We start from the raw sequence: 13,350 nt of genomic DNA on the forward strand, positions 1-13,350 counted from the left end.
CAGCTAGCCCTGTTGTCTCAAGGCATGTCCGGCAAGATAGAGCGAGCCGCAGATGAGAATGCGCGCATCGGGGTCCACCCGGTGCAGCGCGGAAACGGCGGCGGCAAGGTCAGGCGCGGTCGTTACGTCCTGAAAGCCTGCGCCGTTTGCTGCGGAGGCGGTCTCCTCGGCGGAGAGGGTCGCGGCTTCACCCGGAATGGAAATTGCCGTCAGGGACTGCGCTTGCCCAGCGAGAGGCCGCAAATATCCCGACACATCTTTGGTATTGAGCATTCCGCAGATCAAATGCGTGGGCCGCTCGGGCAATTCCGACAGCGTGGTGGCCAGCGCCTTGCCCGCAGCGGGATTGTGGCCCCCGTCGAGCCAGATTTCAGCTTGCGGCGCGAGCGCGTTGAGAGCGCCACCGCGCAACCGTTGCATCCGAGCAGGCCAATCCGCCCGCGTCAGTGCCGCTTCGCAAGCAGGCTCAGCCTGTCCGAGAAGCCGTAGCGCCATGAGCGCCGCGCCAGCGTTTTCCGTCTGATGCACGCCGGGCAGAACGGGCGGCGGGAGGTCGAGCAGGCCGGTCTCATCCTGAAACGCCAGTCTCCCATGCTCGCGGGTGACGTGCCATTGCTGACCATAGGCATGGAGCGGTACGCCGAGTGCTGCCGCGCGCGCTTCGATCACGTCCATCGCTTCGTCGGGCTGTGGCCCAACCACGCAGGGAACGCCGCGCTTGAGAATGCCCGCCTTTTCCGTCGCGATCTTTGCCAGCGTGTCGCCAAGATAGCTTTCGTGGTCGAGGGAGATCGGGGTTATCACGGTGAGGCGCGGCGTTTCGATGACGTTGGTGGCATCGAGCCGTCCGCCCAATCCCACCTCCAGCAAGGTGTAGTCTGCTGGGGTTCGGGCGAAGGCAAGCAACGCGGCACAGGTGGTAATCTCGAAATAGGTGATCGCGTCGGGGCCGTTCGTCTCATAGCACTCATCAAGGATCGCGGTGAGCGCCTTCTCTGAGATGAGATCGCCAGCGAGGCGGATGCGTTCGTGAAACCGGACGAGATGGGGCGAGGTATAGGCGTGGACCTTCGCCCCACCTGCTTCGAGCCCGGCGCGGATCATGGCCTGGGTCGACCCCTTGCCGTTCGTCCCCGCGATGTGGATCACCGGGGGAAGGCGCTTTTCCGGGTGGTCGAGCGCGTCCAGCAACCGCCACACCCGATCCAGCGTCAGGTCGATGATCTTGGGGTGGAGCGACATCATCCGTTCAAGGACGACGTCGGAACCTTGGGCAGTCATTCGCGAACCGGCGCGGCGCTGTGCGCTTTGCTGGGGATCTCCGTTTCCGCGGCATCCGGCTCCGATGCCGGACGGGAGACAGAAGGGATCGGTGCCGGGGCCGGAAGATCCCCCATGACCGCGGGTGGTTGGCCGAGCAGCATGCGGATGATGGATATCAACTCGCCGCGCAGAGCGTTGCGATCAGTCACTCGGTCGATCATGCCGTGGTCGCGCAGGTATTCCGCCCGCTGAAACCCTTCGGGGAGCTTCTCGCGGATGGTCTGTTCGATCACACGGGGGCCAGCAAAACAGATGAGCGCGTTCGGCTCGGCGATCTGGATATCCCCCAGCATCGCATAGGACGCGGTGACGCCGCCGGTCGTCGGATGGGTCAACACGACGATATAGGGCAGGCCCGCTTCCTTCAGCATCTGTACGGCAACGGTCGTTCGCGGCATCTGCATGAGAGACAGGATCCCCTCTTGCATCCGTGCGCCGCCAGCGGCTGAAAAGAGGACGAGCGGGCGCTTGAGCTTCACCGCTTCTTGCGCCGCCGCGATGATCGCATTCCCGACATACATCCCCATGGAGCCACCCATAAAGGAGAAATCCTGTGCGGCGGCGACGATGGGTGTCCGTCCGATTTCACCGGTGGCCACCAGCATCGCTTCGGCCTCTCCGGTGGCGCGCTGTGCGGCGCGCAGACGGTCGGGGTATTTCTTCTGGTCGCGAAAGTGCAGTGGATCGGCAATCGGCGCGGGCACCTTCACCTCTGCGAAAATCCCGCCATCGAACAGCGCGGTAAAGCGGTCGCGGGGGCGGATTGCCATGTGATGCCCGCAGTTGGTGCAGACATTCAGGTTCTGCGCCAGTTCACGATGAAAGAGCATCGTTCCGCACTCATCGCACTTCTGCCAGAGGTTTTCGGGCGTCTCACGGCGGGAGAAAAGCGAGTTGATCTTCGGCCGGACGTAGTTGGTGATCCAGTTCATGCCAAATCCTTGCTGGACGGATGCGGCCCCAAATAATCTCGGGGACAGCAAATTGCAATCGGCGCCGCACTCATGCGCGGATCGCCAGACGGGCGGCAAGCCACCCGACAAAAAGGATGCAGAGATCGACGAGCATCAAGGCGGGGATCGCAGCGGTATCCGTCATCTCTACGGGAAGCACATAGAGCGCCAGCCCGTCGAAGTTCCCCGCAACGCCCAGCAACAGAAGCGCTGTGGCGTTGTTGAAGGCGTGAAAGGCAATGGCGGGGCCCAGCGTTCCGGCGCGCGCGGTCAGATCTGCGGCGGCGATCCCGAACGCGGCAGCCCAGAGTGCGACAAGGCCTGCGTTCTCCCCCGCGAGCGCGGGCGCATAGTGCAGCGCGGCGAACAGCGCTGTTGGAAGAGCAGCCCATATGAGAGGGGAGGCGAAGCGCGCGGCGAGTTGTTGTTGCAGATAGCCGCGAAAGACCAGTTCCTCAGCCCCCGATTGTACGATTATGGCGACAAGCGATAGCGGCAGAAGAGAAAGCCAGAGCCCGAACGGCAGGTTTGGTTCCGGCTGCAAATCCGACCCCCACGGCGGCAAGACCGCAATCGCCGCATAGAGCAGGGCAAGCGCGACGAGCACGCGGCCACCTTGGCCCAGGGCTCGTTTTGTGTCGCCAAAAAGCGAACGGCCTCCCCGGCGGTGCAGCGTTCGTACAGTCAAAATGCAGGCGACGCCGAGAAATCCGAGGCGAAAGAGCGAGGCGAGTGCGAAGCCCGGGCCGCTTTGGTCTTGGGTCAGTCTCGTGAGCGCCGTCGAAAGCTCTCGGCCGCCAAGAAGGGCAATAACAGCATCAAGACCCCAGTTGAGGGCAAGAAAAAGCACCATAAGCAGCAACAGACCCGCTATGAGCCGCCAAGGTTCCTTGGTGGGCCGGGCCGGTTCGATGAAGCGTTGATGGGCGGCGTAGCGCATTCGGGGAAGGTAGGGCGGCGAAGGGCGCTCTGCAATGCGATGCGTCAGCCGCTTGCGCGCCCCCGCGCGGTCACTTAGACCAAGGCAGACTTTTCCGGGGAGCCAGCCAATGACCAAATTCGACAAGTCAGTCCTGCCCAGCCGCTATGTGACCGAGGGACCGGCCCGCGCGCCGCACCGGTCCTACATGTATGCGATGGGAGTTTCCGAGCAGGAAATTCACCAGCCGCTGGTCGGTGTTGCGACCTGCTGGAACGAGGCTGCACCGTGCAATATCTCGCTGTCCCGTCAGGCTCAGGCCGTAAAGGGCGGCGTGAAAGAGGCCCACGGCACCCCGCGCGAATTCACGACCATCACCGTGACGGACGGGATCGCCATGGGGCACGAGGGCATGCGATCCTCTCTCGCGTCTCGGGAGGCCATTGCCGACACGGTCGAGCTGACGATGCGCGGCCACTGCTATGATGCGATTGTCGGGCTCGCCGGATGCGACAAGTCGCTGCCGGGGATGATGATGGCGATGGTTCGCCTCAACGTGCCGTCGGTGTTCATCTATGGCGGGTCGATCCTTCCCGGCAAGGCGCCTCAGGTGGACGAGATCCCCGAAGATTTCCGCACGCGCGATCTGACCGTGCAGGACATGTTCGAGGCGGTTGGCCGGCACCAGAATGGCACCTTGTCGGACAAGGCGCTCGATATGCTGGAGCGGGTGGCTTGCCCCTCAGCCGGGGCCTGTGGCGGACAGTTTACCGCCAATACCATGGCTTGTGTCTCCGAGGCGATCGGGCTTGCGCTGATGAATTCGTCGGGGATGCCCGCGCCCTATGAAAGCCGGGACCAATATGCGGAGGCGTCAGGCCGCGCGGTCATGAGCCTTCTGGAAAAGAACATCCGTGCGCGGGACGTCGTCACGCGCAAGTCGCTGGAAAACGCCGCGCGGGTCGTCGCCTGCACCGGGGGATCGACCAACGCCGGGTTGCACCTGCCGGCCATCGCCCACGAGGCGGGGATCGAATTCTTCCTCGAAGATGTGTGCGAAATCTTCCGCGAGACCCCGTACTTCGTGGATCTCAAGCCGGGCGGCGCCTATGTCGCCAAGGATCTGTATGATGCGGGCGGAATTCCCGTGGTCATGAAAGAGTTGCGCAAGGCGGGACTCATCCATGAGGATTGCATGACAGCGACGGGCCGCAGCATCGGCGAAGAGCTTGAGCTCATCGAGCGCGTCGCGGACGGCAAGGTGATCTATCCCATTGAGACGCCCATCACCAAGACCGGTGGTGTTGTTGGCCTCAAGGGCAACCTTGCCCCCGAGGGTGCCATCGTAAAGGTCGCAGGCATGAGCGAGGAAGAGCAGGTCTTTTCCGGCCCAGCCCGCGTGTTCGAATGCGAAGAAGATGCTTTCGAGGCCGTGAAGGCACGCGCCTATGAAGAGGGCGAGGTCATCGTGATCCGCAATGAGGGCCCCGCAGGCGGCCCCGGTATGCGCGAAATGCTGTCGACCACGGCGGCGCTTTCTGGACAGGGTGTCGGCAAGAAAGTCGCGCTTATCACCGACGGGCGCTTTTCGGGCGCAACGCGCGGTTTCTGTGTGGGTCACGTCGGCCCCGAAGCGGCGCAAGGTGGCCCCATCGCTCTTCTGAAGGATGGCGATCTTATCACCATCAACGCCGTTACTGGCGAGATCAGCGTCGACATCACCGACGAGGACATGGCCACGCGCCGCGCTGGATGGGCGGGACCGCGGGAGACCAACTATGCCTCGGGCGCTCTTTGGAAATATGCGCAACTGGTGGGCGCGACCTACAAGGGTGCTGTGACCCATCCGGGCGCGGAGGCAGAGACCCACATTTATATGGATCTCTGAGGGGCCCGTGGGGCGCGCAATTCGCATCGCCGCTCTGGGCGCTGTCATGCTTGCGGGCTGCGTGCCCGCGGGTGGTCCGGTAACGCAGAGCATGTCCTTTGCAGGGGGCGGCGTGGTGATCGCGCCACCGCTTGGCTATTGCATCGACCGGGAGGCGACCCGCCGGGGGGACGGGATGGCCTTTGCCCTCGTGGCGAGCTGTTCCCGGCTTTCCGATGGGGCTGAGCCCGGCCCGGCCCGGCCCTTGGTGTTGACCGCGACGGTGGATCTCAGCCCGACGACGGCGGGGGAGGTGGACCTGACGGTTCTGACCACCGCATTGCAGCCCTTCGGCCCCTCCGAGGCACGAGCCGAAGGCGATATGGCCTTGGTCCGTCTGTCGAAAGGCGGTCAGAAGATCGTGCCTGATGGCGCTTCGGCGCACTGGCGGGCGGGGCTGAACGTCAATGGCCACGGGGTCTTGATCGGAGTGTTCGGCCCCAAGGGAAGCGCGGTGGGCGACGCGGCGGGGGCGCGTCTGGCACGATCTTTCGCAGAGTCCATCCGCAAGGCAAGTTCGGCAAAATGATTGGCCGGTTGATCCAAAGCCTCGCCCTCCGGCACTGGCGCGGACGCGCGGCTGCGGCGCAAACCCTGGATCCCTCGGAAACCTTGGAAACGAGGGCAAGGGCGCGGGCCTTGCAACGGGAACTCGATGGTTTTCTGAACCTTAGCGACAGGCGGGCCGGGGGCGATACATTCCGGCGACCACCCGGCACGGAATGGGCATGGCGGCCGGAAATCTGGCAAAGCCCGCTCAGCCCAAAGGGGCAGGTGATTTCGGAAAACCGGACAGCGATCGGGGCCGAGGCCTCTTTGTTCGTAGATGGGCGCGAGCCGGAAGTCGCCTTGTCGCAGCGCGCGAATACGGGGCTGGACGACCTTGCCCCCTTTGGCCTGTCGCTCGATTGCTATCACTATCAAGGCGGGTTCCTGTCGCTGGTGATCGATATTCCCGAAGATGGTTGTGCCGGGCTGGAGCCGCGCCACCTTCTTCGTCTGGATGTGCATGTGTCCTCTGAGCGTCCCGCCCGGATTTCATCGCGCCTGAACATCCGACAGGGACCGCAAACCAATACGCTGGTGCGCGATTTCGACCCGTCCCATGCCCGGCCCATGGTTGAGTTCGATCTGGCCTATGCGGAGCTGGAGCGGCGGCCCATAGATCGGCTTTGGCTCGATCTGATCCTGCATGATCCGGCGATGAACCAGATCGACCTGCGCGACGTGACGCTGATGCGCCTGACGCGCGCGGCCTTTTAGGAGAGAGGGATGTCCGACCTTCGCAAACAAAGCCTGCGGGATGGCGTCTGGCGGGTAGAGCTTGATCCTTCGGAGGAGCCGCCCATCGCCTTTTGCGACGGGGCCCGGATCGAGGACGTGCGCCTTGGCGGAACGGGCGCTGAGGGGCGCTTTGCCGAGGTGGGGGTGCCTGCGGCGGCAATATCCGACGGGGCGCACACCCTTTCGTTGACGAGCGCGGCGGGACAGGAGTTAGCCCGCTGCGTGATTGTCGCGGGCGATCTGCGCAGTGATCTTGAGGCGGAGCTTGCGCTGCTTCGTGCGGAGTTGGACCTTTTGAAATCGGCGTTCCGCCGACATTGCGTGGAGACGCAGGAGGGATGACAGGCGGGCTTCCGGATTACTTGCGAGAACTGGGTTTGATGGGTGCAGGGGCGCAGCGAGTGGCTGGTGTGGATGAGGCCGGTCGCGGCCCGCTTGCCGGCCCTGTGGTGGCGGCTGCTGTGGTGCTTGACCCTTTGTCCATCCCCGAGGGGCTCAACGATTCCAAGAAGTTGAGCGCAAAGCGCCGCGCGGAACTATGCGAGGAGATCCGGGCGAAGGCTTTCGTCGGTGTGGGTGAGGCCAGCGTGCAGGAGATCGACAGTATCAACATTCTTCGGGCCAGCCATCTGGCGATGATGCGGGCGCTGGCGGCGCTGTCGGTCCGGCCGGACCATGCGCTGATCGACGGCAAGATGTTGCCCCGCGAAATCAACCTGCCCGCCACCGGGATCGTGCGGGGGGATGCGAATTGCCTGTCGATTGCGGCCGCGTCGATCGTCGCGAAATGCGTGCGCGACGAGATCATGAGGGATTTGGCGCAACAGTTTCCGGGCTACGGGTGGGAGACGAACAAGGGTTACCCCTCAAAAAGCCACAAATTGGCGCTCCAAAATCTTGGTGTGACCCCACACCATAGACATTCGTTCAAACCTGTCCACAATATCTTGTATCAACAGTAAAGCTTAACCCACTGATTCAAAAAACAAATTGACCGCGATTCGTGTTTGACTCATCTTATCCACATCCAGAGAGCGCAAAAATGCGCCGGGGTTTGAGGCAGAGAAATGGACACGATGACCAAGAAAAAGGGCGCTGATGCGCTCCCCCTTAACCGTATTCTTGCGGGCGACTGTATCGAAGTGATGAATTCGCTTCCCGAGGGAAGCGTCGACCTGATTTTCGCGGACCCTCCGTATAACTTGCAGCTCAAGGGCGATTTGCACCGCCCTGACAACTCCAAGGTTGATGCGGTCGATGATGCCTGGGACAGGTTTGCAAGTTTTGAAACCTACGACCGGTTCACCGAAGCATGGCTGAAGGCCGCGCGGCGGCTGTTGAAACCCAATGGCGCGATCTGGGTAATCGGTTCATATCACAACATTTTCCGCGTCGGGGCTGCGCTTCAGAACGAAGGCTTCTGGATCCTCAACGACGTGGTTTGGCGCAAGTCGAACCCGATGCCGAACTTTCGCGGCAAGCGGTTCACCAACGCGCATGAGACAATGATCTGGGCGTCGCGCGACGAGGGTGCGAAATACACCTTCAATTACGAGGCGCTCAAATCGCTCAACGAGGGCATCCAGATGCGCTCTGACTGGGTGCTGCCGATCTGCACCGGGCATGAGCGGCTGAAGGATGACAAGGGCGACAAGGCGCATCCGACGCAAAAGCCCGAGGGGCTGCTGCACCGCGTGCTTGTGGGCTCAACCAATCCCGGCGACGTGGTGCTTGATCCGTTCTTTGGGACGGGCACGACGGGCGCGGTTGCCAAGATGCTGGGCCGCGACTTCATCGGTATCGAGCGCGACGCGGGCTATCGCGCCGTGGCGGAGAAGCGGCTTGAAAACATTCGCAAATATGACCGCGAAGCGCTTCAGGTTTCGACCTCCAAGCGGGCCGAACCACGGGTGCCGTTTGGCCAGTTGATCGAGCGCGGCATGCTGCGCCCGGGCGAAGAACTGACGTCGATGAACAAGCGTTACAAGGTCAAGATCCGGGCCGATGGCACGCTTGTGGGCAACGATGTAAAGGGATCCATCCATCAGGTTGGGGCGCATCTTGAGGGCGCGCCATCCTGCAACGGTTGGACCTATTGGTGCTTCAAGCGGGAGGGCAAGACCATCCCGATCGACGTCTTGCGCCAGCAGATCCGCGCAGAAATGGGCGATCGTCCCAACTGATATTTTTCAAGGTGTACCGCCGGTGCCTGTGGCCTTTGCCACGGCACGAACTTGCCCCGCCGTGTTTCGGCGGGGTTTTTTCGTTTTGGGCTAAGCCCCTGAAAAGTGGGTGTGACTTTTGTATGACAAGCGTATGACTCGGCGGCATACACTTGTCACACCTCGGGGAGGGCGAGCAAATCTTCGCGGGTGAGGGCAAAACGGGAGGCGATCCACGCGGCGCGAAGCGCGGCGAGGCGGGCGCCAAGCGCGGGCCCCTGATACGCGGGCATGAGATCGCGCGCGGCGACCGGGAAGCTCTGAGCCGCGGCGATGGCGGGCAGCGCCCATGCCTCGTCGCTCACCGGCTGACCGATCAGGGCGGCGCGGATCAGGAGGGCATCCCGGGCGGTTTGCGCGCCATGGTCGAGGGCGAGCGCGGCGGGGTCCGTCCCATCACGAGCGGCACCAGCGAGAAGCGCGAGCCGCCGAGCCTCCGCCCGTGAGAGGCGAAGCGCCTTGGGGTCGGGCACCGCGAGGGTGGCCAGACGGCGCAGCGGGTCGGGCGCGGCGCCGAGGCGGTCTTCTTCGTGGATGAGCACGGGCAGGGCGCGCGAGTCCGCCCCCGGCAGTATGCGCGCCAGCACACCAGCATGATCCATCGCGGCCACGGCCGGGCCGGGATCGGGCGCGCCAAGCAGTTTGAGAAGCTCCGCCCCGATCCGTTCGCGAGAGACGTTGGAAAGGCCATCAGCCAATTCGGCGCAGGCGGCGAGCGCTTCGGGGTCGAGCCCGGCGGTCGCATCGCCGTACCACGCGTGAAACCGGAAGAAGCGCAGGATGCGCAGGTAATCTTCGCGGATGCGCGCGGCGGGATCGTCGATGAACCGCACCCGACGCGCCCGCAGATCGCCCAGCCCGCCGAGGGGGTCGTGCACGCGGGCCTCTGCATCGGCATAGAGGGCGTTCATGGTGAAATCGCGGCGGCGGGCGTCTTCTTCGAGCGTATCGGCAAAGGCGACGACGGCGCGGCGACCGTCGGTTTCGACATCGCGGCGGAATGTGGTGATCTCATGCGGGGTGCCGGAGGCGATCACGGTCACGGTGCCGTGGTCTATGCCGGTCGGCACAGCCTTGAGCCGTGCGGCTTCGGCCAGAGCGATGACCTGTGCGGGGCGGGCGTTGGTGCTGATGTCCACATCGCTCACCGCCTCGCCCAGAAGGGCGTTGCGCACGCAGCCGCCCACGACATAGGCCTCATGCCCCCCGTCCGTCAGCATCCGCAGGACGGATTGCGTCACCTTGCCATTGATCCAGTCGCCGCTGACCTTCATGCCTCTCCCGAGAGCTTGCCGGCGAGACCGCGCAGGATGCGGGCCGTCGCCCCCCATATGTAGTACGGGCCGTAGGGCACGGTATAGTAGTACCGCCGCTCGCCGCGCCACCGCCGATACTGAATCGAATAGCGCGCGGGATCGGCGATATGATCGAACGGCACGGAAAAGACCTCCGCGACCTCCCCCGGTTCGGGCACGGGCGTGAAGGGCGCGGTCAGCCGCCCGATGATCGGCGTCATGGTGAAGGCGGTGACGGTTTCATGTTCCGGCAGGCGGCCCATGATCGTGACAGAGGCGGGATGGAGGCCGATTTCCTCATGGGCTTCGCGCAGGGCGGCATCTTCGAGGGAGGCGTCGGTGGGGTCCATCTTGCCGCCCGGAAAGGCGATCTGGCCCGGGTGATGCTGAAGCGCGGAGGACCGTTTGGTCAGGATCACATGCAGCCCGCCAGGTGTCTCGATCAGGGGCACAAGCACAGCCGCCGGGCGAAGGTGTCGCGCCGGCGGCCGGTGATTGGGATTGAGATCGTAATCCGACGAGGCGGCCCGTGTATCGCCGAGCGCGGCGCTGAGCGCCTCGAAGGGATCAGGATTCGTCCGGGGCATTGGGTGCTTCGAAGCCGAGAGTGGCCGGGTCCAGATCGTAATGCGCGCCGCAAAACTGGCAATCGGCGGTCACGCGCCCCTCTTCGGTGGTCATCGTGCGGATGTCCTTGGCCGAATAGATCGAGAGCGAATTGCGCACCCGCTCTTCGGAGCAGGTACAGCCGAACTTGACCGATTGCGCATCAAAGACACGCGGGCTTTCCTCGTGGAAAAGCCGGACGAGCAGGTCCGTGGGCGGCACTTGCGGGCCGATCAGTTCCATATCCTCGGCGGTATCGAGCAGGATGTTCACGCGGTTCCACGTCTCGCCATCCTCGCCCGACACGAGATCGGACCCGGTCAGCAGGCCCTCATCGCCCGAGGGGCCTTCGGCGGCGAAGGGGGAGGCCTTTGGCATGTGCTGAATCATCACGCCGCCCGCGCGCCAGTGTTCCTGTCCGCCGGTTTCCGTCGAGCGGCCAAAGGAGAGCGCAAAGCGGGTCGGAAGCTGCTCCGACTGGGCGAAGTAAGCTTCGGCACAGGCCGAGAGGGAGCCGCCGGTGAGCGGGGTGATCCCCTGATAGGGCGTGGTCCCTTGGCCCTGATCGATGAGCACGGCGAAATAGCCTTCGCCCACCTGCTCAAAGGGGGTGCCGGAGGTCAGGCGATCCGCGTCAAAGCTGGCATAGGCGCGAATCCGTGCCGGTTCCCCGTCCGCGGAGGGCGCGTAGTAATCGGTGGCGATTCGGCGGACCGGTCCGTTGGACTGAACCTGAAGCGACAGCTTCCAGCGCAACTTTACCGTCTGGCCGATGAGCGCCGTCAACAACGCCATCTCGGCCACCAGCGCCTCTACGGCGGGCGGATAGTCGTGCTGTGCCAGAATGTTCCCGAGCGCGCCGTCAAGCCGCGCCACGCGGCCGCGCGTATCGGCGAGGTCGAGTTGGAAGGGCAGGACGGTGTCGTCCCACGCGATTTTGGTTCCGAGGGTCATGAGTTTCCTTGATTGCCGCCGTTTGGCATATCGCTACCATATAAGCAGGGCAAGGCACGGGCCAAGAGGGGCGGCATGATCAGACGGTATGGCAGGGCTGCGCAGCCGGGGCGGCGCTATGTGGCGCGGCCGGGCGTCTATGCGGTTCTGGAGCGGAACGGGCGGGTGCTTCTGACGTGGCAGGATGCGCCGCACCGGGAGTTTCAACTGCCCGGTGGCGGGATCGATCCGGGGGAGCATCCGGTGGCGGCGTTGCACCGGGAAATCTATGAAGAGACAGGCTGGCATGTGGGGCCGGCTCTGCGGCTCGGGGCATTCCGGCGGTTTGCCTATATGCCGGAATATGACCTTTGGGCGGAGAAGATCTGTACGATCTATCGCGCGCGGCCGGTGATGCGGATGGGGCCGCCCACGGAACCGGGGCACAAGGCGGTGTGGTTGCGGCCCGAGGCGGCGGCGGAGCGGCTTTCCAACTCCGGCGACCGGGCCTTTTTGCGGCAGGCGCTAGGACTGGGGTGATCCGGCGAAATCCCACAGCACGGCGGAGACGTCATCAGGGAAATCCTCGCCGCGGGTAAAGGTGCTGAGCGCGACGGTGAAGCGATCGAGGAACGAGGGCCCCTTGCAGCCGCGGAGCGATTCCAGCATTTCCTGAGCCCCGTCTTCGCCAAGCATCGCGCCGCCGGGGGTGGTGCAATCGAAAGCGCCATCGGACAGGAGCAGCAACCGGTCGCCCGGCTCCAACCGGCAGGATGTCACCTCGTATTCCGCCGCCTCGATCAGCCCGACAGGCAGACCGCCGGTTCCGATCGGCTCTATCGTGCCGCCTGATCGCAGGATGAGCGGATGCGGATGCCCGGCCTGCACCAGATCGACCTGACCCGTGACCATGTCGGCATAGGCGAGGATCAGGGTGAAGTAATGCTCGGTGTCCATCTCTTCGAGAAAGAGCGCGTTGAGCCGGGCAACGACCGTGTCGAGAGGCTGGGCGCGATAGGTGCCATCGCTGTCCTTGCGCAGCGCGACGTTGTAGCCGGGCGCGGTGGGCGAGAGGTATCCGGCCAGCCGCGCGGTCATCAGTGCCGAGCTGATCCCGTGGCCGGACACGTCGAGGGAAAACAGCGCCACGCGCCGCTCATCCACCGGAAAGAACCCGACGAGATCCCCGCCCACATGGCCGCAGGGTTGCAGCATGAGCGAGACTTCGGCGCCGGGGAAGGTGCGGTGGCGTTCGCGGACCAGCGATTGCTGAAGCTTGCGGGCCTCGCGCAGGTCGTGGTCGAGCGCGCCGTAAAGCTGTTGGATCTCTTCGAGGGCGGCGGAAATCATCCGGCTCTTCTGGCTGATTTCCCGCTCCATCCCCAGAATGCGTTCCCCGGCGGCGATGCGGGCGCGCAGTTCGGCCACATGAACCGGTTTGGTCAGAAAATCGTCGGCACCGGCATCGAGTCCCTCGGCCACCGCTTCCTTTTCAGACTTGGAGGTCAGGAGGATGAAGTAGCCATAGCTGTCGCGGGGCATGCTGCGGAACGCGCGGCAGAATTCGATCCCGGAAAGCCCCGGCATCATCCAGTCGCTGATGACCATGTCGGGCGGATCGGCGCGGCAAATGCCAAGCGCCTCTTCTCCGCTGGCTGCTTCGGAAACGCGGTAGCCACGAGGTTTGAGCGCGGCGCACAGGATGCGGCGCTGTAGTTTGCTGTCATCGACGACGAGCACATGGATGGTCCGGCCGCGCTCCCGCGCCCGGCTGGGTTGCTGCTGCTGCATGGTCTGCCTCCGCGGTGGAACCTGCTTGGGGCATTTTGCTTAAGAGCGCATTAAACCTTCAAATCGGGGCATTTTCCGGGTTTCGGTTCACCCCTCG

The 13,350-nt window shown here is 64.1% G+C and carries 14 protein-coding genes; 7 read left to right on the forward strand and 7 right to left on the reverse strand.

What is annotated here, in order from left to right; translation table 11 throughout:
- Positions 1 to 3 precede the first annotated feature (3 nt).
- From BM234_RS12500 to BM234_RS12510, 3 genes are all read right to left on the reverse strand, one after another.
- The gene (locus BM234_RS12500; RefSeq protein ID WP_092065477.1) at positions 4 to 1,281 is read right to left on the reverse strand and encodes a bifunctional folylpolyglutamate synthase/dihydrofolate synthase; all 1,278 of its coding nucleotides are present in this window, start codon (positions 1,279 to 1,281) and stop codon (positions 4 to 6) included.
- Positions 1,278 to 2,255: an acetyl-CoA carboxylase, carboxyltransferase subunit beta gene (accD, locus tag BM234_RS12505; protein WP_092065479.1), complete on the reverse strand. Its 978-nt coding sequence runs from the start codon at positions 2,253 to 2,255 to the stop codon at positions 1,278 to 1,280. The genes BM234_RS12500 and accD overlap by 4 nt, the downstream gene beginning before the upstream one ends.
- Positions 2,256 to 2,325: 70 nt before the next feature.
- Positions 2,326 to 3,342 carry a CPBP family intramembrane glutamic endopeptidase gene (locus BM234_RS12510; RefSeq protein WP_139226803.1) on the reverse strand — a complete coding sequence of 339 codons (1,017 nt, stop codon included), beginning with the start codon at positions 3,340 to 3,342 and terminating at the stop codon, positions 2,326 to 2,328.
- On the opposite strand from BM234_RS12510, the gene ilvD reads away from it, so the two are divergent.
- From ilvD to BM234_RS12540, 6 genes are all read left to right on the forward strand, one after another.
- Positions 3,326 to 5,083 (forward strand): dihydroxy-acid dehydratase, encoded by a 1,758-nt coding sequence (gene ilvD / locus BM234_RS12515; RefSeq protein ID WP_092065484.1) that lies wholly within the window; start codon positions 3,326 to 3,328, stop codon positions 5,081 to 5,083. The genes BM234_RS12510 and ilvD overlap by 17 nt on opposite strands.
- Positions 5,084 to 5,090: 7 nt before the next feature.
- The gene (locus tag BM234_RS12520; protein WP_092065486.1) at positions 5,091 to 5,651 is read left to right on the forward strand and encodes a hypothetical protein; all 561 of its coding nucleotides are present in this window, start codon (positions 5,091 to 5,093) and stop codon (positions 5,649 to 5,651) included.
- The gene (locus BM234_RS12525; RefSeq protein WP_092065488.1) at positions 5,648 to 6,385 is read left to right on the forward strand and encodes a DUF6478 family protein; all 738 of its coding nucleotides are present in this window, start codon (positions 5,648 to 5,650) and stop codon (positions 6,383 to 6,385) included. Before BM234_RS12520 ends, BM234_RS12525 begins: the two co-directional genes overlap by 4 nt.
- A 9-nt stretch (positions 6,386 to 6,394) precedes the next feature.
- Positions 6,395 to 6,748, forward strand: coding sequence for a hypothetical protein (locus BM234_RS12530; protein WP_092065491.1), 354 nt, complete (start codon positions 6,395 to 6,397; stop codon positions 6,746 to 6,748).
- Positions 6,745 to 7,368, forward strand: a complete 624-nt coding sequence (locus tag BM234_RS12535; RefSeq protein WP_245752632.1) for a ribonuclease HII — start codon at positions 6,745 to 6,747, stop codon at positions 7,366 to 7,368. Before BM234_RS12530 ends, BM234_RS12535 begins: the two co-directional genes overlap by 4 nt.
- A gap of 105 nt (positions 7,369 to 7,473) precedes the next feature.
- Positions 7,474 to 8,589, forward strand: a complete 1,116-nt coding sequence (locus tag BM234_RS12540; RefSeq protein ID WP_092065493.1) for a site-specific DNA-methyltransferase — start codon at positions 7,474 to 7,476, stop codon at positions 8,587 to 8,589.
- A gap of 155 nt (positions 8,590 to 8,744) precedes the next feature.
- On the opposite strand, the gene BM234_RS12545 is transcribed toward BM234_RS12540, so the two are convergent.
- Genes BM234_RS12545 through hslO form a run of 3 tightly spaced genes read right to left on the reverse strand, consistent with a single transcriptional unit; the run spans position 8,745 to position 11,483 of the window.
- The gene (locus BM234_RS12545; protein WP_092065495.1) at positions 8,745 to 9,902 is read right to left on the reverse strand and encodes a CCA tRNA nucleotidyltransferase; all 1,158 of its coding nucleotides are present in this window, start codon (positions 9,900 to 9,902) and stop codon (positions 8,745 to 8,747) included.
- Positions 9,899 to 10,510, reverse strand: coding sequence for a CoA pyrophosphatase (locus BM234_RS12550; protein WP_092065497.1), 612 nt, complete (start codon positions 10,508 to 10,510; stop codon positions 9,899 to 9,901). The genes BM234_RS12545 and BM234_RS12550 overlap by 4 nt, the downstream gene beginning before the upstream one ends.
- Positions 10,491 to 11,483, reverse strand: a complete 993-nt coding sequence (gene hslO, locus BM234_RS12555; protein ID WP_092065499.1) for an Hsp33 family molecular chaperone HslO — start codon at positions 11,481 to 11,483, stop codon at positions 10,491 to 10,493. Before hslO ends, BM234_RS12550 begins: the two co-directional genes overlap by 20 nt.
- A gap of 75 nt (positions 11,484 to 11,558) precedes the next feature.
- Here hslO and BM234_RS12560 point away from each other — a divergent pair, with 75 nt between their 5' ends.
- A complete protein-coding gene (locus BM234_RS12560) occupies positions 11,559 to 12,002 on the forward strand; it encodes an NUDIX domain-containing protein (protein ID WP_092065501.1) in 444 nt (147 codons plus the stop codon).
- On the opposite strand, the gene BM234_RS12565 is transcribed toward BM234_RS12560, so the two are convergent.
- Positions 11,988 to 13,253: a PP2C family protein-serine/threonine phosphatase gene (locus BM234_RS12565; protein ID WP_092065502.1), complete on the reverse strand. Its 1,266-nt coding sequence runs from the start codon at positions 13,251 to 13,253 to the stop codon at positions 11,988 to 11,990. The two genes, BM234_RS12560 and BM234_RS12565, sit on opposite strands and share 15 nt — an antisense overlap.
- Positions 13,254 to 13,350: the final 97 nt, after the last annotated feature.

The sequence above is a fragment of the Poseidonocella pacifica genome, from assembly GCF_900111875.1.
GTDB classification, from domain to species: Bacteria; Pseudomonadota; Alphaproteobacteria; order Rhodobacterales; family Rhodobacteraceae; genus Poseidonocella; species Poseidonocella pacifica.